The following is a 21819-nucleotide window of genomic DNA, read 5'->3' as shown; positions in this document are numbered from 1 at the left end:
CGATTTCTTAAATTACAGGAGGATAAAGCATGAATATCCTGATATGGTCTAATCAGTTCTCGATCGGCGGAGGGATGCGCCTCTTGTTTAATCTGACTGCTGCCATTGCCCGCCAGCCGGGAGTAGAGCGGGTCAGACTAGTCGTCGCACCAAATTCGCAGCTGCGAAATTACGCGGAGCTTCAAAAAACGGGGAATATTGAAATCTGCTTTAACGATTATCCGATCAACCATCCCCAATGCAGCCACCTGCTAGCGAATATGAACGTGGTTTATTTCTTCTGGCCGCATACCGAGCAGTTTCAAGCCATTGACCGTCCTACGGTCTGCACCTTCCATGACACCACCATCTTTGATTTCGTGCCGCCGTTCATGAAAGGCGACGAGTTGTCCTTTCATTGGAGATTATCCAAAAAATGGATCGATCACACGTCTTCGGTAGTCGTATCCTCCCAACATGTCAAGAACAGACTTGTCGCCCATTTCGGCAACCGTTCGGAGCAGGCATTTGTCATTCCGCATGCGATTACTCCAATCGCAAATGTCTATAACCGCAAGGTGTCACCGGAGCTAGGCGCCCGAATTCCGTCCGACTATATTATTTATCCATCCAATACTTCTCCGCACAAAAACCATAACAATCTGCTTATGGGCTTTGCCAAATCGCGGTACAAAAGAAAATACCCGTTAGTCTTAACCGGGTATTTGACCGATAAATTACGCATTCCGTTCCCGGACAGCACGTCCGAAGTGAACTGGATTCCAACGCTTGTATCCACCATGAAGAGGACCGGTCTTCTGCTCGACCGGCAAGTCTACCCGCTTGGATTTGTAGGCGACCATGATATTCCCGCCTTGATCAAAAACGCTAAAGCACTTATTATGCCAAGTCTGTCGGAAGGCGGCGGCAGCTATCCGGTTGAAGAAGCCTTGCGGCTTGGCACTCCGGTGTTATGTTCGGATATACCGGTTATGCGGGAGCATCTGTCCAGACATAGCGCCAAGATTGCCTGGTTTGACCCGCATAACCCGGATTCCATCGCCAAAGCGCTGGATGATTTGTTTGACGACTATGAAACTTATAAATTATCGGCTTTGCAAGGCGTCCATGACGCCACGCAAACCTGGGACGATATTGCCAAGCAATATATTGAAGTGTTCCGGATTACCTTCTGGCGTTATTACGGCAAGATTCTCTATTAATAATCAGATCCGGCCAATGATTGCCGCATAATCCAAAGCCACATTCGCCCAGCTCCTGTGCAGAAGGCCGCTTGCCGCTTCCTTCTGCGCGGGAACAACCGACTTCCCTTGCACATACAGCTTGCCGATGGACTCCGCCATTTCATCAGGATTGTAAGGATCAAATGTCGCAAAGCTGCTCATATCCGGAATAACCTCCTGGACAATCGACAGCCGGCCGAAGGCAACCGGGGTATCCATCAGCAACGACTCGACGATAGGGAATGGACAGCTGCCTTCGAACAAGGTTGGCACAACGACCCCTTCCGCATATTTGTAAAGCGACGGCAAATCGGCTGACGGGATACGGCCCATAAAGATGACCGATGACCGAATAACAGGATCCGCAATCGCGTTCAGCGCTTCCGTAATTTCCTGCTGTCTCGGACGGTTATTGAGATCATCCGTAAATACGAGCTTTAATGCGGATGCCCTTCCCAGATCGGTAAGCCGGAATCGGTGGAACGCATCAATAAGCCGCTCGTGGTTTTTGTGCAGGCGGATGACGGACGGGAAGGTCAGGTAAGGACCAAACAGATTGTATTTGACGCGGAATTCTATCTCGGTCTTGATGCCAAAGGATGAGTATTCCTCATGAGGCGCAGCGAATCGGACCACTTCCGTCTGATGAACCGGAAGATTCAAATACGTCAGCCCTTCATGATTGCGGATATAATCGGAATCAAATACGACAATCGCGGCATTCCTCGTAATTTTTTCCGCCAAAGAATGAATGTATTGAAAATGATCGATATCCTTCGAATACAGATCCGGGAAATGCAGATAAACCAAATCATGCAGACAAACGATATACGGTCGGTGCAGGTATTGGGCCAGCCCCATGCCAACGTAAGGGACGATCCAGACATCCGCAGGCACGATCCGGTTGATTGTCGCCATGCTGTCGGAGTGGTAAAAGTGCAAACGGCTTGGATACAAGGACTTGAGGGGAGCAAAGATGGTTTCCGTCTCATTCACATTGGCTTCCGTTGTTGCGATATGAAGATTAAATCCGTTTGGCAGCCCTAATAGACCTTCGGTAAGGCGGACGAAGAATCGTCCGATCCCTTCGCCGTCCATTGCGATTTGGGCGCCGAAGCATAGGAACAGACCGATATTCTGGTTTGCCGCGGCTCTGGCGTTTAACGCGGCTTTCACTTTAGGGGCAGGCGGATTTACGGCACGCAGCAGATTCTGCGCTTCTTCCGACATGAGCAGCCTTGCCAGCAAGCCTTGCCTGGAAACTCCTTGGTGGATGGCCATAACTTCGTTTGCGACATGTGCGTCTTCCGGCTCGCGGCCTAATAGCTCGGCATAGATTCCATGGATAAAGTCCAAGGTATGGGCTGGGAATAAGCCTTGCAAATTAAAGGCCGAGGTGTTGTGGTCCCCGGACGGTTTTCTCGTAAATACCTGCTCGGCTTCGCCGCTTTGCATGATAGACGCCGCCACTGCGGCTCGTGTCATCGCGCCGGCTTCCAGCCTGCCTTTAAATTCGTAGAATCCGGCCGCATCCGGCTCTCGCTGCAGAAATTGGCGGTAGATCTCCCAAACAAAGTCCTCATTATCCAGCTTGAATACAAAATGAAGGTAATCGATGATCCGGCTTCCCTCCACCAGACTTGCCCGCACTCTCGCATTATTGGACCTTAATCGGGCTGCATCCTCCGCCGATATGGAAGCTCCGTCGGGAACGGCTGCATGCGGTACGGCTTTCTTCTTTCTTCTGCCCGTTTTTTTGCCGCGCAGACGTTTCCTGCCTTTTCTTCTCGAAAGTCTCTTCGGCTTTCCGTTTTTCCGCCGTTTGCTTCGTGCTGTTCGGCTGCGCAAGCTGCGTCTGACCGACCTGCGTTTCTTTTTTCGCTTCATTGGTCTGGCCTCCCATCACTATTCGTCTGTAGATAGAGTATTGTCACGGCCCGAAAAAGAAACGGCTCACGCCCTAGCCCTCTGGGGATTTCGACCATATTTGCCGAAATAGACGCCTGTCTAGCCGGAATTGAAGCATTTTATGGCCGCTTGAATATGATGGGATATGCGTAAAGGAGTCGATCGTTTTGTTTCATCATGCCTTGCCTAATAAAACCGTAATTATTGGCGCCGGCGGTCACGCCAAAGTGATCGCGGATATTTTGCGGCACGATCCGCATGTCGAGCTGATCGGCTGCATCGGCCCGGATCCATCGGCAACCATTCTTGGTCTAACCGTGCTTGGCGGTGACGAGCTGCTGCCGGGATTGCATAAGCAAGGAATCCGCCATGCCTTTGTGGCCATCGGCAACAACGCAAGGCGGCATGCCCTTGCGAAGTATACGGAAAGTCTCGGATTCGAGCTGGTAAATGCCATCAGTCCGCGCGCTTATTTGGCTTCCGGCGTTACTCTCGGCGCGGGAGTAGCGGTAATGCCGGGATGCGTCATTCAGCCGGACACCCGAATCGGCTCATATAGCATCATTAATACCGGAGCTACCGTTGACCACGACGGGAACATCGGCATGGCCTGCCATATTGCGCCGGGCTGCCATTTGTCCGGCAACGTCACGGTTGGCGACGAATCTTTCCTCGGTACCGGTACTTCGGTCATCGACGGCATGCAAATCGGCGAGGGCTGCATGATTGGAGCCGGAGCGGCCGTCATCCGGCCAATTCCTTCGCATTCGCTGGCTGTTGGCGTACCTGCCGTTGTCAAACGGACTTTAGCTTAAGAATGAAGGTAACTCGGAGGGAGGCATAATTGATGGACAACAAATTTTATCCGGTTGCCGTACCCGTATTTAACGGAAACGAAAAGAAATATGTCATGGATTGCATCGACTCAACCTGGATCTCTTCTGCCGGAAAATATATTAACGATTTCGAGACTAATTTCGCCGCGTATTGCGGCACCAAATATGCGATTTCCTGCAGTAACGGCACTACCGCCCTACACCTGGCGCTGCTGGCTTTTGGCGTTGGACCGGGCGATGAGGTCATCGTTCCGACCGTCACCTTTATCGCTACCGCAAACGCGGTTGTATACTGCGGGGCAACGCCCGTCTTCGTCGATTGCGAGCCCGAGACATGGAACCTGGATTCCGAGAAGATCGAAAGCCTGATCACCCCTCGCACCAAAGGCATTATTCCGGTGCATCTCTACGGCCACCCGGCCGATATGGACGCCGTCAGCAGCATTGCCAAAAAGCATGGTTTATTTGTACTCGAGGATGCCGCGGAAGCGCTAGGCGCGGAGTATAAAGGGAAACGAACCGGGTCGCTTGGCGATATCGCAACCTTTAGCCTCTTCGGCAACAAAATCATTACAACCGGCGAGGGCGGCATGATTACGACCGACGATGAACAGCTGGCGAACAAGATGCGTACGCTCCGCGGCCAAGGCATCGATCCGGTGCGCAAATACTGGTTCCCGATAGTCGGTTACAATTACCGCTTGACCAATCTGCAGGCTGCCGTCGGCTGTGCCCAGCTCGAGAATGTGGATTGGCATATCGGCGAGAGGAAGAGAGTCGCCGGTCTTTACTACGAGAATCTCAAAGATGAGCCTTCCCTTACGCTGCCCGTCGAAATGACCTGGGCGAAAAACGTATATTGGATGTTCAGCGTAGTTCTTAACGATGCAGATGAGGCCCGAAGAAATGAAATTATGGCGCAGCTCAAGGATGACGGCATCGAGACGCGGCCTTTCTTTTACCCGATGCATGTACTTCCGCCTTATCAAGGCTTGCAGCCGCATGGACAATTCCCTGTTGCAAACCGCATTACCGCGCAAGGCTTTAACGTCCCTACTTACGGCGGATTAACCGAGCAGGATATTCAGCATATTTGCGACCGGATCAAAGCGCGTGTTCGCGGCGTGTAACGCGTATATAGAATGAAGAAAGCCCATCTGCTTATCCCCGGGGATTGTAGATGGGCTTTGTTATGGTAGGAATGAGGCCGAAAGGAACAACGAAAAAGCTGCCTCTATGCGAGACAGCCTTTTCCGTAATTGCTTATTCCATATCCAGGCTTATGCCGTAACCGAGCTTGCGCAGATCGACAACCCTTCGCGCTTCCTCCAGATCGCCAGCGACCATCTCGCCGACCAGATCCTTCAGACTGCTTACCGGCTGCCAGTTCAGCTTGGTCCGCGCTTTAGTCGAATCCCCGATCAGAAGCTCTACCTCGGACGGCCGGTAGAACCGGGGATCTACTTTGACTACGGTCGTGCCTTGCGGAATCTGGTATTCCGGATTGCTGCAGGATACCACGTAGCCGTATTCCTCCGCCCCTTCTCCGTCGAAGGCAACCTCGATGCCCGCTTCCGCAAAAGCAAGGCGGACAAACTCTCTGACCTCCGTCGTTTCGCCCGTGGCAATGACGTAATCCTCAGCCGTATCCTGCTGAAGAATCCGGTACATTGCATCGACATAGTCGCGCGCATGGCCCCAATCGCGTTTAGCCGACAGGTTGCCGAGAGCCAGCACGTCCTGCAGCCCGTAAGCGATCCTCGCTACCGCACGGGTTATTTTCCGGGTTACGAAGGTTTCTCCGCGAACGGGGCTTTCATGGTTGAACAAAATCCCGTTGCAGGCATACATATTGTACGCTTCCCGGTAGTTCACCGTAATCCAATAGCCGTACAGCTTCGCTACCGCGTAAGGACTTCTTGGGTAAAACGGCGTCGTTTCGCTTTGGGGCACCGCCTGCACCAATCCGTAAAGCTCGGAGGTGGAAGCCTGATAGATCCTGGTCTTCTCCGTCATCCCCAGAATCCGGACCGCTTCAAGCAGCCGCAAAGTTCCGATGCCGTCCGCGTTAGCCGTATACTCCGGCGAATCAAAGCTGACATGAACATGGCTCATTGCGGCCAAATTATAAATCTCGTCCGGCTGAATCTGCTGGACCAAGCGAACCAAGTTCGTTGAATCCGTTAAATCTCCGTAATGAAGCACCAGCTTCTTCCCAATTTTATTCGCTTCGTCCGCGAGGCGGTCGATCCGCCCGGTATTGGCAAGCGAGCTCCTGCGCCTAAGTCCATGCACGACGTATCCTTTGGCAAGCAGAAGCTCAGCCAGATACATCCCGTCCTGCCCGGTAATCCCTGTAATGAAGGCGACCTTATTCATGGTTCCCTCCGTCATCGTCATATTGAGCAGGTCGGTCTCCTGCTATCTTCCATATGGTATGACAGGACAAACTGCCTCGGCATCGGACAAAGAACTATTTTCAGCCAAAATGAAATACTGCGCTTAAGATCAATACTATTGCGAGAACCACATACAAAATGAGGGATATTAGCAAAGCTGTCCGCCTGTTCATAGCATCGTCCCCTTTAGCATCGTATACGCTTCATTATATGCGGGCGGGACATTCGCTGAGATTGTACGGCGGTTAATTTTCGTACGGGTTGTATGTCCCTGGAAAGCATCCCCTTTTCGGCTGTGATATAATGAACGTTATGACGTTATTTCTCGAGCCAGGAGGGTTTACAATTTATGCTGCTTTCCATTCTGCTTATTTTGGTGGCCATTATCGCGCTGCCTCCAATTATCTTCTTCAGCTACATGTACGCCTTATCGAAGAAACCCAAACATTCGATTATCCGTTCGCATCCGTTCCTTGGCTGGCTCCGCTACCTGCTTGAAAAGCTTGGTCCCGAATTCCGGCAATACTGGTTCGATAACGATACGGAGGGCAAACCGTTCTCGAGAGCCGACTTTGTTGGCGTCGTGTACGCCGCCAAATACCGGACGGACCTGATTTCCTTCGGCGGCCGCCGGGACTACGAGAAGCCCGGCTTTTATTTGTCCAACGCCATGTTTCCGAAGCTTACCAGCGAACTTAAGATCGATAACGATACGATGCTGCCGGGCAAAAAGTATGTCATAACGGACGAAGGCGTCTTCACGCGCCAGGAAAAATTTATCTCCGAACAAGTCAGGCCTTGGCTCCTTCATGACGACGATGCGCTAATCGTAGGCGAAAACAGAGATCAGCCATGGAAGCTCAAGGGTTTGTTCGGTGCCTCCGCTACCTCCTTTGGCGCAGTTGGCGAGAACTACATTCAGTCGACGGGCAGCGGCGCCAATATGGCGGGAGGCTCTTGGATTAACACGGGAGAAGGCGGCGTAGCCGATGTCCATCTATCGACCGGCGTTGATGTGGTGTCCCAGATTGGACCCGGCTTATACGGCTTCCGGGACGAGACGGGCAAATTCTCGATTGAAGCCTTCAAGCGCAAAGCCAGCCATTCCAACATTAAAGCCTTTGAGCTGAAATTCCATCAAGGCGCCAAGATCCGCGGCGGACATCTGGAAGGCTCCAAGGTAAACGAGAAGGTTGCTGCCGCTCGCCTTGTTCCCGTCGGCAAAACCGTCAATTCTCCTAACCGTTTCGAGTTTCTGACAAGACCCGAGGAGGCGCTGGAATTCATCCAAACGCTGCAGCGGGAAGGCGGCAAGCCGATTGGCGTAAAAATCGTCGTTGGCGATCCGCAGCGTCTCGAGCCGTTTTTCCAAGCTATGATCGATATGAATATTTATCCGGATTTTATTACGGTTGACGGCTCCGAAGGCGGCTCGGGCGCTACCTTCAAAGCAATGGCAGACGGCATGGGGCTTCCGTTGTTCGCCGGCCTGCTCATTCTGGACGACACGGCCCGCAAATTCGGCATCCGGGACCGGTTCAAAATTTTCGCCTCCGGCAAGCTTATTACTCCGGATAAAGTTGCCATTGCTCTAGCGCTCGGCGCGGATGCCGTCAATTCGGCCCGCGGCTTTATGATGGCGAACGGCTGTATCATGGCACTGCAGTGCCATACCGGCAAATGCCCGGCAGGCGTCACAACAACAGACGATAAGTACCAGGAAGCGCTCGCTCCGGAAGAGAAGCAGTGGCGCGTCATGAACTATATCCTCCAGATGCGGGAAGGCCTCTTCTCCCTGGCTGCCGCTTGCGGTCTGAACAGTCCGCGCGAGTTCCGCCGGGAGCATGTCGTGTTTATGACCGACAACGGCCACACGGACCGCGTCGTTGATTTGTATCCGTATCCGGAAACGGTATAACATAGATAAACGGTTCGCATCCTTATAAAAATAGCGTTGCAGAGAGCATCCCTGCAACGCTATTTTTCGTTTTTGTTCCCTTGCAGCTTTTTTTAGCAAAACTCCCCACGCAATAGATAGCAGAGCGCTCTACGTTGGAAATAGTACAGTATCATGAGGCGTTTCTTTATATACGAAGTCGCTCATCTTCGACAGGACTCGATTTACTTCTGGTGTAATACCGATAGCTCTCATCCTCGAGCTTAATCTTCTTCTTAAATATAAATCCGCTCTTCTCAATCACCCTCATAGAGGCGATATTGCGAATATGGGCCAGCGCGACTAAACTGTCGATTTTCGTATGCTGAAACAAGTACTCCACCATCCCTTTCACGGCTTGCGTCGTATAGCCTTTATTCCGGTGCTGATTCGAAATCGCGTACATGATCTCCCGCTCCGGGACGGGCAGCTCTTCTTTCATGCCCGTACAACACCAGCCAATAAATTCGCCGCTCGATTTTTCTATCATCCCCAGCCTTAATCTCAGGTCGCTAACCTCTCCGCCCCCCGACACGGCCTTAAGGAACCTTGCGTTCTCTTCCCGTTCATAATGAACAAACCATTCTTCCCTCTGCTCCCTGGACACGTTCCAACCCGGCAGAAACTCATAAATTTCAGGCTGCCAGGTCAAGGCATGCAAGCTTTCCAGATCATCTATCGCGTACTCCCGTAAATAAACGGCCGGACAATCAATTCGGATTTGACTCATACCTATCTCCCCCATTTCGCTGCTTCCCTCACTATAGCAAGCTTCCAACTCCGCCACAGTATCCTCTTTCATTAAAAATAAACTTTCCCGTTCAAATTTAGGGTTGCAATTCCACATGACCCACCTTAAAATGAACTTATACGAACTTAAATAAACTTATTTAAACAAATTTATTCAACCATTGGAGGTCATTTCAACATGGAAATCCGTTACGCATCGCATCCGCAAGAGGTAAAAGCATTCGATACAACTCGTCTTCGTCAAGAGTTCCTGCTCGAGACTCTTTTCGTTCAAGACCAACTGACCCTTACTTATTCGCACGTTGACCGCTTTATTATTGGCGGCGCGGTACCGGTTAACCAATCCGTTAAGCTCGAAGCCGACACCAAAACCATGGGAGCGGCAACCTTCCTCGAACGCCGCGAGATCGGTATCATTAACGTAGGCGGCCGCGGTACGGTTACCGTTGACGGAACCGCTTACGATATGGAAAACAAAGACTGCCTCTACATCGGCCTTGGCGCTGCAGAGGTTGTGTTCACAAGCTCGGATTCGGCTAATCCGGCCAAGTTCTACCTGAATTCGACGCCTGCCCACAAGAACTACCCTACGGTGAAAGCATCGATCAGCGAAGCTTCCCCTAACCATCTCGGAGCTCTTAACACGAACAACGAGCGTACGATCTACCGTTACATCCACACTGGCGGTATCCAAAGCTGCCAGCTGGTTATGGGCCTCACGATGCTGAAGCCGGGCAGCAACTGGAACACAATGCCTTGCCATACGCACAACCGCCGCTCCGAAGTATACCTGTACTTCGATATGCAAGCAGACGGCAATGTTTTCCACTTCATGGGCGAGCCGCAAGAAACGCGCCATCTGGTCGTGCGCAACGAGCAAGCGATCCTGTCGCCTAGCTGGTCGATCCACAGCGGCGTAGGCACAAGCGCTTATACGTTCATCTGGGGTATGGCCGGCGAGAACCAAATCTTCGAAGATATGGACGCGGTTGCACCTCAAGATTTGAAATAACATGAATGCGATTCGCAGACATGAATTAATTATGGAAGCCCTGCTGGCGAGCCGCGAAGTTACCGTTCAGGATTTGAGCGAGCGGCTGAACGTGACGGGAAAGACGATTCGCGAGGATCTGGCCAGGCTTGAGGAAAAAGGACTGCTCCTTCGCATACACGGGGGAGCAGTCCTTGCCCAAACGGGCCAGCTTGGCATTTTGTCGCAGCAAGAGCCGTTAGTGCGGCATGCCTCCGAGAAGACGGAAATTGCGGAGCTGGCGCTTACTTTTATTGATTCCGGCGACATTATCGCGCTGGACGGCGGCAGCACAACGCTAGAAATCGCGAAGAGGCTGCGAAATCAGCCTATAACGGTCGTGACCAACGATGTGCACATCATTGCCGAGCTGTCATGCAAGGATGAAATTCAACTGGTCGTGCCCGGCGGTTACCGCGTCCGCAATATGCTTGCAGGCGCGGAAGCCGAGGCTTACATCCGGAAGCTCAATATTAAAAAAGCCTTTTTGTCCGCTACGGGCGTTCATGCGGAATTTGGCTTCACGATTTATACAGGCGACCTGACGGCTTTCAAGAGGGCCCTTCTCGATACGGCGCAAACCTCGTATGTGGTCGTTGATCACCATAAATTTGGCCAAGGCGCATTGTTTACCTTTGCGGACTTTCATGAGATAAACACGATTCTGACCGACTCGGGGATCTCATCGGACACGGCTGGGCAATACCGGCAGGCCGGTGCGAATCTTGCGATTTACGAAAGGATGAATTAATCGATGTTATTTGACCTGACAGGCAAAACAGCAGTTGTAACCGGTACATCCGGCGGTCTTGGCCAAGCGATGGCGCTTGGCCTTGCGGAAGCGGGCGCATCCGTCGTTGCCATCTCTTCCTCGAACAGCAACGCCACTGTTGCCGCAATCCGCCAGCTTGGCGGACAAGCGGAAGAAATCTCCGCCGACCTCAGCAACGCCGATATTTTGGAAGATGTTTTTAATGAGGCCCGCGGCTTTTTCGGCAAGGTGGATATTCTCGTGAACAACGCTGGCATTATCCGCCGTACGCCAGCCGCCGACCACGCGGCAAAAGACTGGTATGATGTCATCGACCTGAACCTGAACTCGGTCTTCTTCCTCAGCCAGCTCGCCGGACGCCACATGCTGGAACGCGGCAACGGCAAAATTATTAACGTCGCTTCCATGCTCAGCTATCAGGGCGGCATCAATGTTCCCGGCTACACGGCAAGCAAACACGCCGTTGCCGGCGTAACAAAAGCGCTGGCGAACGAATGGGCTGGCCGCGGCGTGCAAGTAAACGCTATCGCCCCAGGCTATATGACAACGAACAACACGGCCCCGATCCTGAAGGATGAAGCCCGCACGAACTCGATTACCGAGCGAATCCCTGCTGGCCGCTGGGGTACGCCGGATGATCTGAAAGGTCCGGTTGTATTCCTCGCTTCTTCGGCATCCGACTACTTGAGCGGTCATATTCTCAATGTAGACGGCGGATGGATGGCAAGATAAAAGAAAAAGACGCTTAAACGGATAACCGTTGAGCGTCTTCTTTCTTTTGATCCCAATTATATTTATTCAGCTGATCGATCAAATTCTTCATGCTGTCAAGGTCAACCGCATATGGACGGACATCTCCGCCGAGCAGAAACTCGGCTTCTCCCCTCGTCATAGACACGCTATATGCATGGCTTACCGTAAATGTGATCGAATCCACGTTATCGATCAGACTAAGCAGCATAATGGCATTCCGGTAAAAAACGTTTTTATTCGCTGCCGTTTCTTTCTCCGCCTGCATATCATCCGTTCCATCGTAATTGACGGTAACCCCGTATGGCTGCGACTTCGTCTGAAGCGAAATCCCTTTCCCTTCCAGGCCAACCGGCTTAGGCATAGCTCCAATCAATCCGCTTACCTTCACGTGATTCCCCACATACAAGGTTTTATTTTCCATAAGTTGTTCAAGATCGTAACCGGCATACGTTTCTTTTTCCAAGGCTGCCGGCAGCATCGACTGCTGCAACGGCTTCGGATTAGCGGTAAACCCGGTAACAAGCACCACCGCAGCCAGCATCGACAACGCTATAACCCAAGAGGATGGCTTGCGGTAAGCAAGAACGTTCGTAATTCTCGCCTTCACATCGCTTTCTCCGAAAGCAAGCGGTCCGCCCATTTGCCATTTGCTGCTGTTTATCGATATGGACAACAGCGTGGAGGCATAGCTTCTCTTTACCTCGCTCCCCATCCGCTTCATCACCCGTTCATCACAGGACATCTCCATGTCTTTGCTCATCAGCCTGTAAGAAATCCATAGGACAGGATTATACCAATGGATAATCATCAGCAAATAGGCAGCAGGCTTAATCAAATAATCCCGCATCTTGATATGAACCTGCTCGTGGGCAATGATATAAGGCAGCTCTTCTTTGGACAGACCGGTCGGGATATAAATTCTCGGCTTCAGAAAACCAAACACAAACGGCGTGCGAATCTGATCCGTTTCAAAGATGCGATCCTGTACCAGCGTTGCCGTTCTCAGCTTAGACCATAGCCTCGCATACTGGATCATACCGTATAGCAGCAGTACGCCAACACCGGTTACCCAGATCAAGCTGCCTAGCCACACCAAGATTTGCATCGGATTTACGCTCGCTAAAGGCGTGGCAGACGGAAGAGGAAAAAGCTGGCGAAGACTGTCCACGCCGATGTCCAATACCGGATTCTTCTGCATCCCGATATCATGCGGAACATATTCCAACCTTCCTGATAGCGAATGGTTGGGAGGACGTACCGCTTGCAACAAGCTGAAGCCTGCCGTAAAACTAACGGGAACAAGCAGTCTTAACGCTACAGCCAACCATAGAAAGTAGGAAAATCGTTTAGGCAGCCGTTTGAACAATAATCTCGAAAGCATGACAGCGATAGCCACATACCCCGCCGTAATGCTCATATTAACAAACGTAATAAACAGATTCGTCATTGCGTCGATTCCTCAATGATCCGCTTCAGCTCCTCCGCTTCCTTCCTCGACAGCTTCTTCCCGCCAAGAAACGCCGTCAGAAATTGCGGCAACGAGCCGTCGAATGCTTTCTCGACAACCGTCTGACTTTCGTACTTCTGTGCTTCGGTTTTCTTGATAAGGGCCGTCACAACGGCCTGTTCATTCCGCAAAATACCCCGCTCGCATAGCTTTCTCAGGACGGTATAGGTCGTTGATTTGCTCCAGCCCAGCTTTGATTTGCTCAGCTTCACAAGCTCCGTTGAATTAATCGGCTCATTGTCCCAAATCAGACAAGCAAATTTGTATTCCGCATCAAATAACTTATAGGCTTCCAGTTCGATCGCCTCCACTTTAGGTTTATCTCAATAAACCTTATAAACGAAGTTTATTGCAGTAAACCTCCTTTGTCAAGAGAATGCACCTCTTGTGTTTGACTATCCACCTGCTAAAAATGAAATAAACCCGCAAAGGCTTAGCTTTGCGGGTTTACCACTTGGTTTCTATTTCAGACCGCTTGTGCTGATCCCTTCAACGATATGCTTCTGGAAGAAGAAGAAAATCGCGAATACCGGAATCAAGCTTACAATCGACATGGCGAACATGGCGCCCCAGTTGGAAAGCGTCTCGGCATCGAGATACATCTTAAGGGCCATCGATACGGTGTACATCGAAGGCTTGTTCAGGTAAAGCAGCGGACCAATCAGGTCCTCCCAGCGCCAGTAGAACGAGAAGATTGCGGCGGTTGCCATGGCCGGGATAATGAGCGGCAGAATGATGCGGTAGAACAACCGGAACTTGCCGCAGCCGTCAATGGTAGCCGCTTCGTCCAGTTCACCCGGAAGGGTTCGGATAAACTGCACCATCAGGAAGATAAAGAACGGTGCTCCGAAGTATGCCGGAATAACAATCGGCTTGATGGAGTTCAGCCAATGAAGCTTGGAGAACAGGATATATTGCGGAACCAGCGTTACGTCATGCGGAAGCATCAGCGTAACCATCATAATCGCAAACCAGAATTTTTTGCCCCGGAAATTAAGCCGGCCGAAGCCAAACGCTACAAGCGCGGAGGAAAATACCGCGCCGATTGTGGCAAGCACGACAAGCACAAGCGTGTTCGTAATGTAAGTGCCAAACGAATGGCCGCCAATGCCGGCCCAGCCGTCCGAATAGTTCGTCCAAATCCATTTGTCCGGAATCAGGCTGTTTGCGGTTGTAAAGATCGTTTCGCTTTTCTTGAAGGAGCTCATGAGGAGCCAGATCACGGGATAGATCATCAAGATAGCACCGCCGGCAGCCGCGATATGATAAATCGGCCATCTCCATTTTTTTGCGATCATGTGCTTACCCCTCCTTCGACTCGTAGTGAACCCAGTATTTAGATGACAGGAACAACACGGCTGTTAGTACCGAAACGATAATCAGCATGATCCAAGCCATTGCCGATGCGGTACCCATATCGAAGAATTGGAAGCCTTGGCGGAACAAATACAGCGAATAGAGCAAGGTGCCGTCCAGCGGACCGCCCGTGCCTTTGGAAATAATGTAAGCCGGAACAAACGTCATGAAAGCTCCGATTGTTTGCATAATGGCGTTAAACAATATGATCGGTGTCAGCATGGGCACCGTTATTTTAAAGAATCGGTTAAATCCGTTTGCACCGTCTACGCTTGCGGCCTCGTATAAGCTGACCGGTATGTTCTTCAAGCCTGCCAGGAAGATCAGCATCGAAGATCCGAACTGCCATGCCGACAAGGTTATGAGCATCCACAGAGCTGCCATCGGATCGGCAAACCATCTGACCGCATCCAGGCCGACAAATTGAAGCAATCCGTTAATAATCCCTTTATCGCCGTACAGGTTGCGCCACATGATGGATACGGCAACGCTGCCGCCGATAATGGATGGAAGGTAAAACAAGGTCCGATACACGCCGACCGCTCTCGAAGCGGTATTAAGCAGCATGGCAACCATAAGGGCGAAAAACAAACGAAGAGGAACTCCGATAAATACGTACAGGAACGTGACTTTTAACGATTTCCAGAATTTCTTGTCACTCGTGAAGAGATCATGGTAATTGTCAAAACCAACCCAAGAAGGTGTTGTAAACAGATCATAATCGGTAAACGACAAATAGAGGGATGCCAAAATCGGAACAAAGGTAAATACAAGAAAGCCGACAACAAAGGGGCTGATAAACGCGTAACCCGTCAAATCTCTCTTAAAGATCGCTTTCATTCGGACCAACTCCTGCACAAGATTCGCTACCGGTGAAACGGCTGGCGCCCAGGAGGAGCAGCACACGTTTCGCGGTGAAATATAAGCCTTTTATAAAGGATGGCTGGCCGTTTGCGGCCAGCCATTCCTGCCTGTCATTCTTATTTGTTTTTGGCTAATATCGCATTGGCTTCCTCGCGGAATTGCTTAGCGGCATCTTCCGGCGTAATTTGCTGGAAGTCCATTTGCTCCGCAAGCGAGCTGAACAAGGTAATAATCTCTGCTGCGCCAATCGGATCCGGCGGATCCATTTGCGAGCTGTTATCTTGCGCCCATGCCACATAATCGAATACTTGCTGCTGAGCTGGCTCAAGCGTTGGTTTGATTGCTTCGATAACTTTGCTGTTTACTGGTACGCCGCGGTCGCCTTTAATCAGCTTGTTGGCTTCAACATCGTTGACGAAGAAGTTGATAAAGTCGGCTGCCGCTTCTTTTTGCTTGGAGTTCTGAGCGATCGAGAAGTACATGCTTGGCTTCAGGTAGAGGCCTTTCACGCGATCAGGATTTGGCATATTAGCCATTTCGAGTGGACGGTTCGCCACTTGTTGGATGCCTACGAACTGGTTCGTCCATTGCCAGATCCCTACTTGCTGGCCTTTTACCATCAGGTCATCTTCCAGACCTTTAATCTGCGCTTTTACGTCCGGCGGAGGCGTATCTCCATCCTTCACGAGCTGAGCCAGCGGCTTGAAGAAGTCAACGAACAGTTGGTCGTCTTCATATCCAAGCGCATTGCCTTCCGCGTTGTAAAGATGCTGGCCTTTCGTACGCAGGTAGTAGCCGAAGAATACTTCCGGACGGAAGCCGTTATCGAAGTAGAGACCCGCTTCCTTCGCTTTCGATGCGAGTGCGAAGTAATCATCCCAAGTCCAGTCATCCGCCGGCTTGTCTACGCCCAGCTTCTTCAGAAGGGCTGGATCGTATTGGAAGTTTACGGTGTTCACGCCAAGGTTAAAGCCATAAAGCTTGTCGCCCAGCTTACCGCCGGAGATCGCGTTCTCCGAAATATCGGTGGTGTCAATCTGCTTGTTCAGGTAAGGCGTAAGATCGGCGAGCTGTCCTTTCGAACCATATTGCGATAGGTAGGAAATATCCATTTGCACAATGTCCGGCAGCTCGCTGGCAGCGGCCTCAGGAGCAAGCTTCTTCCAGTAGTCGTCAAAGTTGGCGTATTCGGACTCGATCTTCACGTTTGGATGAGCGGCCTCGTACATTTTGATAACTTCCAACGTGTAATCATGACGAGGCTGCGAGCCCCACCAGGCGATACGGAGCGTAATATTTTTCCCCGCGTCCGTTTTGCCTGCATTTGCGGAAGTGCTTGCACCCGCATTGGCTGCTTGATTTGCGTTGTTATTGTTGCCTCCGCCGCATGCCGTAAGAGTCGTAGCCAAGATGAGTGCGATTGCTGCTGATAGCTTCTTTCCCATATTTCTAGCGCCCCTTTCTCAATCCATGTAAGTGTTTACATTTCCTATAGTACAGTTAAAAAGGAGAGCCCGGAATCGAATAACCAGTGATTTTTCATCAAAAAACAGACATCTTGTTTAGGATGTTTTCTTGAAATCCGATGGTGACTTCCCGGTATATTTCTTAAAGACCTGGCTGAAATAATGGGGATTATCGCCAAAGCCCAGCTGCTCCGCCAGTTCGAACACTTTAACGTCGCTGCTTGCCTCGATCAGCTCCAGCGCTTTGTCCATTCGCGTTTTCATGACATAGTTCGAGAATTTATCCCCCGTCTCTTTTTTGAACAGCTTGCCTAAATAATCCGCATTCATGTACAAAATCTCGCTTGCCGCCCATTGCAGGGAAAGGGCCGGATTGCTCATATGCTCGCTGACGATGTTCATCATCTTCTGAATGATGCCGGAATGCCGGCAGGATTGAATCTCGTAGTTCTCCTGGCAGATTTGTTTGGCCGCATCCTCTACAAAGCTTTGCAGCGCCTGCAAGGTACTGAGAGACTCAAGCTTGGCCAGCAGCTGCAAATATTCGTTCATCCGCTTTGGTTCTGCCTGACGGATCAACGCTACATACAAGGGAATCACGTACGATTTGGCCGTGGAATTATCCAGCCTAAGCCCCGCCAGAATCCGGAATGCCTCCTCCAGCTCCTTGTTCACCTCTTCCCAGTTGCCCGATTTGGCCGCCATGCAGAGCTGGGTATCGTCATACAAAAAGACCTGTTCCTCTTGCTCATCCTGCTGCTGGATATCCCGGACCGTGATAAGGCTTCCCCCGCCCAGATAGAAGCGATGGTTCAGACAGCTTCGCGTATCCATGTACATCTTGCGGGCTTCCGCCAGTTCGCCGGCGTCGCTGATCGCTATGGTTGTATCCAGCTTGAAATACCCGGTGAAGGTCCGCTTGACTTCCGCCAAAATGGTGAGAAGCTCGCTTTCGGGATACTGGTCCCGGATCAGGATAAGCAGCTGGCTGCCTATCGTGGTGCTGAGCAGAATGGTAGGCTTGCCGATAATATCTTCGGCGATATTTTTAATCGCAAAGAGATGATCGAACTCAAACGGACCCTCAAGCTGGCATAGCAGCAGCCTGGCTTCCAGATTCTCGAGCTGAATGCCGAACAGCCTGCCGTATTCATCCCATTCGCGGCGCCCGTAACGCTTATTCGTTACGTATTCTTTCAGAAACTGCTCCTTCGCGCTTGGGAGCACCTTCTTCAGCTCCTCTTGCATCCGCTGAAGGAAAGCATCGGTACGCCGTTCCTGATCAAGCTGTTCTACGACCGACACAATCGCTTCGGCGATCGTATTCTCGTTGCAAGGCTTCAGCAAATAATGCTTAACCCCGTACTGCATCGCTTGACGGGCATATTCGAAATCGCCAAAGCCGCTCAGCATGATGCACGCTGTATGCGGATAAGCCTCCTTTACCCGTTTCACCAGACTGAGACCGTCCATGCCCGGCATGCGGATATCGCTAATAATGATATCGGGCTGCTGAGCCTCGATAAATTGAAGGGCTTCCAAGCCGTTGCGCGCCGTACCGGCAAGCTGCGTTCCGTATTTATCCCAGTCCATCAGAGACGCAATACCCTCCAGAATAATCCGTTCATCGTCAATCAACAGCACTTTATACTTCATGTTCGCTCCCCCATTTCGATTGGCAGATACAAGGTAATCCGTGTGTCTTGCTGCGAAACGCTCTCTACCCGAATGCCGTAAGCTTCTCCAAACAGCATCTTGATGCGGTCCTCAATGTTGCGCAGGCCGATTCCCGTTCCTCTTGGCTGGATTTCCCCGCTTCTAAGCTGATCGATGACATCCGGTGCAAGCCCCGGGCCGTTATCCGCTACGGTAATGGCAATGCCGCCTTCATATTCTTCTGCCGTAATCGTGATTACGCAAGCTTCGATCATTTGCTCCAGCCCGTAATGGATCGCGTTCTCCACAAGCGGCTGCAGGCTGAGCTTTGGCACATACACATTTAAGAGACGGTCAGGGATCCGGTTCTCGAATACAAGCCGCTCTTCGAAACGGATATGCTGGATCGCGATATAATGGCTGACCAGCCTCATTTCATCCTCAAGCGTCACGGTTGGCTGCTTGTGGCTGATCGTGCTGCGGAGCAGGTAACCCAGGGATTCAACCATAATAGAGATCTGCTTATGTCCGGCGATTTTGGCCGACCAGTTGATGGATTCCAGCGTGTTGTACAAAAAATGCGGATTAATCTGCGCCTGCAGCGCTTTGAATTCCGTATCCTTGATGGTCAGCTGCTTGACAAAATTTTCGTTGATCAGCTCGTCTATCCGTCCCACCATCATCCGGAAATTGCGCTGCAGCTGGCCGGCTTCATCCTTCGCTAGATTGCGCTCCTCCGGTTCTTCCGCAAATTCGAAATGCCCGAGCTGAATCCGCTTCATTCTCTGATTCAGCCGTTCTATTGGCCCCGTTATGGAACGCGAGAAGCTGAGCGCAGCTCCCAGAATGAGAACCGAGAGTAGAATGTAGACGATAATAACGGTATTTTTCGCCGATTCCGTCGTGTGGAAGATCTGATCGTAAGGCATCACGTTAACGTACACCCAATCCAGATAGCCTGAGGAATAATAGGTGATGAAATAGTTTTTGCCCGACAACGATACAATCTTGAAGCCCTGCTGTCCGGTTAGCTGCAAGGAAGTCAGATCCATTCCGTCAGGCTGGTCATGCGGATAGACCAGGTGGCCGCCCTTTTGCAGGATGGCAAAATACGCTTTGGAATTATCCGCCGAGGTTACAAGATCGCTATAGAGCCGGTCGATGTCGATTCTGACCGCCATATTGCCCAGATGATCCAGCTCCAGCCCGTCTACCCTGCGGATTTCCCTGCCCGCAATAAGCGCGTTATCTCCGTAATCCGGGAAGACAAACTGGACGCCGCCATTTGTTTTGTTGGTCTCATTTACGACTTGCGCGTTGCGTTCGGTTGATAAATTAATCATCTTGTAACCGTTTCCATATTGCTTCCTAAAAACATCCATCACATGAAACGACAGTATATATTTCTCGTTGCTGGTGAAGGTCAATAGCCGCTGGCGTATATTTACCGCGGTCAGATAATTGCTGTACTCGGAGCCGCCTGCCTTAATCTCGCTCAAATAATCCTGAATGTAGCTGTCCGTCGCAATCTTGAAGGAAATCTTCTCCATATTGCGGAGCTCCTTCTCGACGCCTAGCGAAGCGCTGTTGAGAGCACTGGCGGATTGCTTGTAGATTTCCTTGTCGTAAGCTTGAAAGGCATACTTCATGACCGCAAAGGTCGCAATGCCGATAACCGCCATCATAAAAGCAAGCATGACGATTATTTTATATTTGATCCGCAAATTATAATAGAAAGCTAGTAACCCCTGCCTCAAGTTGTTGTCCCTCCAGTCATCATGCGCAAGTATTGATTATGAAGAAAAGGCAGCAAATACAGCGAGATCATCCCCGCAGTACCGCTGCCCGTAAATACATCCTCTTACGCAAGGTCACTGGCGGATAGACTTTTACCGGAGCGCTGTAATCTCCAGGAATCGTCCGTATCCATCATACCATGCCTCCCCTTGTTGAGGGCCGTAAATCGTAACCGGGAAAGAATCCCTGATAACACGCCGTGCTTCCCAAATGTCCGCGAACTCGCCTCTTGCAATCCATTGAACCGCCAGGTTCCCGATCGCGCTGCCTTCCGCGGGTCCCGCCCATACCGGCTTGCCGATCGCATTTGCCGTCCACTGGCAAAGCAGCGTATTATGAATGCCGCCGCCGACCATATGAAGACCGTTAAACTGCTTGCCGGACAACCGTTCCGTCATTTCAAGCACATAACGATATTTGAAGGCGAGGCTTTCCAGAATGCAGCGGACGAGCGTGCCAGCATCCTCCGGAACCGGCTGATTCGTCTTCCGGCAATATTCCTTGACTCTCGCCGGCATGTTGCCCGGAGCCATAAATACGGGATCATCCGGGTCGATAAAAGCCGTAAACGCAGGTGCTTCTCCGGCAAGCTTCACAAGCTCGGAGAAGCTGTAATCCTGTCCGGAACGCTCCCACTCTCTCCGGCTTTCCTGCAGAATCCAAAGCCCCATGATGTTCTTCAGCAGACGGTAAGTGCCGCCATAGCCGCCCTCATTCGTAAAATTAAGCTCTCCCGCCTCCGCCGTCATAATCGGCTCCTGGATCTCCGTTCCGAGCAGCGACCAGGTTCCGCAGCTTAAGTAAGCGAAGGAACGTTCAAGCGCCGGTACGGCGACCACCGCCGATGCCGTGTCATGCTCAGCTACGGCATGAACGGCAATCGGTCCAAGTCCAAGCTCCTCCTGAACGGATGGCTGCAGATTCCCGGCGGGCGAGCCAGGCTGAAGCACTTGCCCGAACAAGGACTGCGAGAGACCAAGATGCTGCAGCAGTTCCCCATCCCACTCTTGCTTAAGCGGGTTGTATAGCTGAGTGGTCGTTGCGTTGGAAAACTCGTTGTGCATTTCGCCGGTCAGGAAATACCGAAGCAAATCCGGGATCATAAGGAAACGCTTCGCTGCAGCAAGCTGCGGGGATTGATTCAGCTTGGCCGCATAGAGCTGGTAAATCGTATTAAACGGCAGAAACTGAATGCCCGTCCGGTTGAATATTTCCGCAGGAGTTAATTCCTCCTGAAGTTTCTCCATCATCCCTGCGCTTGAGTGGTCCCGATAATGAAGCGGATTGCCAAGCAGACTTCCGTCATCTGCGATAAGTCCGTAATCAACCGCCCAGGAATCAATGCCGATGCTCTGCGGCTGTATCCCCTTATGCTTGGCCTTTAGCAGGCCTTGCTTGATCTCGTGATACAACCGCAAAATATCCCAGTGCAGACGGTCGCCCGTCTGCACCGGATCGTTAGGAAAGCGGTGAAGCTCTTCGGTTACGATCTTGCCGTCCTTCAGACTGCCCAGGATCGCTCTTCCGCTGCTTGCTCCGAGGTCAAACGCCAATATGTCCGACAAC

Annotated in this window: 18 protein-coding genes; 7 read left to right on the top strand and 11 right to left on the bottom strand. The window is 51.4% G+C overall.

Annotated elements, in window-relative coordinates; all coding sequences use genetic code 11:
- The first annotated feature begins 29 nt into the window (after window positions 1-29).
- The gene (locus tag CFI03_RS18345) at window positions 30-1202 is read left to right on the top strand and encodes a glycosyltransferase (RefSeq protein ID WP_248758409.1); all 1173 of its coding nucleotides are present in this window, start codon (window positions 30-32) and stop codon (window positions 1200-1202) included.
- A gap of 3 nt (window positions 1203-1205) precedes the next feature.
- On the opposite strand, the gene CFI03_RS18340 is transcribed toward CFI03_RS18345, so the two are convergent.
- Complete coding sequence (locus CFI03_RS18340) at window positions 1206-3110, bottom strand: DUF4214 domain-containing protein (RefSeq protein WP_248758407.1); 1905 nt, start codon at window positions 3108-3110, stop codon at window positions 1206-1208.
- A 188-nt stretch (window positions 3111-3298) separates the two neighbouring features.
- On the opposite strand from CFI03_RS18340, the gene CFI03_RS18335 reads away from it, so the two are divergent.
- Both CFI03_RS18335 and CFI03_RS18330 read left to right on the top strand, forming a co-directional pair.
- Window positions 3299-3946, top strand: coding sequence for an acetyltransferase (locus tag CFI03_RS18335; RefSeq protein WP_248758405.1), 648 nt, complete (start codon window positions 3299-3301; stop codon window positions 3944-3946).
- A gap of 32 nt (window positions 3947-3978) precedes the next feature.
- A complete protein-coding gene (locus CFI03_RS18330) occupies window positions 3979-5097 on the top strand; it encodes a DegT/DnrJ/EryC1/StrS family aminotransferase (RefSeq protein ID WP_248758402.1) in 1119 nt (372 codons plus the stop codon).
- 133 nt (window positions 5098-5230) lie between these two features.
- On the opposite strand, the gene gmd is transcribed toward CFI03_RS18330, so the two are convergent.
- The gene (gmd, locus tag CFI03_RS18325; protein WP_248758483.1) at window positions 5231-6346 is read right to left on the bottom strand and encodes a GDP-mannose 4,6-dehydratase; all 1116 of its coding nucleotides are present in this window, start codon (window positions 6344-6346) and stop codon (window positions 5231-5233) included.
- A gap of 369 nt (window positions 6347-6715) precedes the next feature.
- Between gmd and CFI03_RS18320 the strand changes: the two genes are divergently transcribed.
- Window positions 6716-8284 carry an FMN-binding glutamate synthase family protein gene (locus CFI03_RS18320; protein ID WP_248758401.1) on the top strand — a complete coding sequence of 523 codons (1569 nt, stop codon included), beginning with the start codon at window positions 6716-6718 and terminating at the stop codon, window positions 8282-8284.
- A gap of 166 nt (window positions 8285-8450) precedes the next feature.
- On the opposite strand, the gene CFI03_RS18315 is transcribed toward CFI03_RS18320, so the two are convergent.
- The gene (locus CFI03_RS18315) at window positions 8451-9032 is read right to left on the bottom strand and encodes a GNAT family N-acetyltransferase (RefSeq protein WP_248758398.1); all 582 of its coding nucleotides are present in this window, start codon (window positions 9030-9032) and stop codon (window positions 8451-8453) included.
- A 198-nt stretch (window positions 9033-9230) separates the two neighbouring features.
- Here CFI03_RS18315 and kduI point away from each other — a divergent pair, with 198 nt between their 5' ends.
- Genes kduI through kduD form a run of 3 tightly spaced genes read left to right on the top strand, consistent with a single transcriptional unit; the run spans window position 9231 to window position 11586 of the window.
- On the top strand, window positions 9231-10064 hold the full coding sequence (gene kduI / locus CFI03_RS18310) for a 5-dehydro-4-deoxy-D-glucuronate isomerase (RefSeq protein ID WP_127495226.1): 834 nt from the start codon (window positions 9231-9233) through the stop codon (window positions 10062-10064).
- 1 nt (window position 10065) lies between these two features.
- A complete protein-coding gene (locus CFI03_RS18305) occupies window positions 10066-10833 on the top strand; it encodes a DeoR/GlpR family DNA-binding transcription regulator (RefSeq protein ID WP_248758397.1) in 768 nt (255 codons plus the stop codon).
- Window positions 10834-10836: 3 nt separating this feature from the next.
- Entirely contained in the window at window positions 10837-11586 is a 750-nt protein-coding gene (kduD, locus tag CFI03_RS18300) for a 2-dehydro-3-deoxy-D-gluconate 5-dehydrogenase KduD (protein WP_248758393.1), read from the top strand.
- A gap of 13 nt (window positions 11587-11599) precedes the next feature.
- Here the strand turns inward: kduD and CFI03_RS18295 are convergent, their stop codons facing one another.
- The 8 genes from CFI03_RS18295 to CFI03_RS18260 form a co-directional block, all read right to left on the bottom strand.
- Window positions 11600-13054 carry a M56 family metallopeptidase gene (locus CFI03_RS18295; protein WP_248758392.1) on the bottom strand — a complete coding sequence of 485 codons (1455 nt, stop codon included), beginning with the start codon at window positions 13052-13054 and terminating at the stop codon, window positions 11600-11602.
- The gene (locus CFI03_RS18290; RefSeq protein WP_248758481.1) at window positions 13051-13410 is read right to left on the bottom strand and encodes a BlaI/MecI/CopY family transcriptional regulator; all 360 of its coding nucleotides are present in this window, start codon (window positions 13408-13410) and stop codon (window positions 13051-13053) included. Before CFI03_RS18290 ends, CFI03_RS18295 begins: the two co-directional genes overlap by 4 nt.
- Window positions 13411-13575: 165 nt before the next feature.
- Window positions 13576-14412 carry a carbohydrate ABC transporter permease gene (locus CFI03_RS18285; RefSeq protein WP_248758391.1) on the bottom strand — a complete coding sequence of 279 codons (837 nt, stop codon included), beginning with the start codon at window positions 14410-14412 and terminating at the stop codon, window positions 13576-13578.
- Window positions 14413-14416: 4 nt separating this feature from the next.
- Window positions 14417-15310 (bottom strand): carbohydrate ABC transporter permease, encoded by an 894-nt coding sequence (locus tag CFI03_RS18280; RefSeq protein WP_127495231.1) that lies wholly within the window; start codon window positions 15308-15310, stop codon window positions 14417-14419.
- Window positions 15311-15450: 140 nt separating this feature from the next.
- Complete coding sequence (locus CFI03_RS18275; protein WP_248758388.1) at window positions 15451-16779, bottom strand: ABC transporter substrate-binding protein; 1329 nt, start codon at window positions 16777-16779, stop codon at window positions 15451-15453.
- A 117-nt stretch (window positions 16780-16896) separates the two neighbouring features.
- Window positions 16897-18456 carry a response regulator transcription factor gene (locus tag CFI03_RS18270; RefSeq protein ID WP_248758379.1) on the bottom strand — a complete coding sequence of 520 codons (1560 nt, stop codon included), beginning with the start codon at window positions 18454-18456 and terminating at the stop codon, window positions 16897-16899.
- Window positions 18453-20213, bottom strand: a complete 1761-nt coding sequence (locus CFI03_RS18265) for a cache domain-containing sensor histidine kinase (protein ID WP_248758377.1) — start codon at window positions 20211-20213, stop codon at window positions 18453-18455. The genes CFI03_RS18270 and CFI03_RS18265 overlap by 4 nt, the downstream gene beginning before the upstream one ends.
- Before the next feature lie 132 nt (window positions 20214-20345).
- Window positions 20346-21818, bottom strand: a complete 1473-nt coding sequence (locus CFI03_RS18260) for a rhamnulokinase (protein WP_248758376.1) — start codon at window positions 21816-21818, stop codon at window positions 20346-20348.
- Between the last annotated feature and the right edge of the window lies 1 nt (window position 21819).

It is taken from the genome of Paenibacillus sp. ATY16 (assembly GCF_003399985.2).
GTDB lineage: Bacteria > Bacillota > Bacilli > Paenibacillales > Paenibacillaceae > Pristimantibacillus > Pristimantibacillus glycanilyticus.
This window is presented reverse-complemented; position numbering and strand designations above follow the sequence as displayed.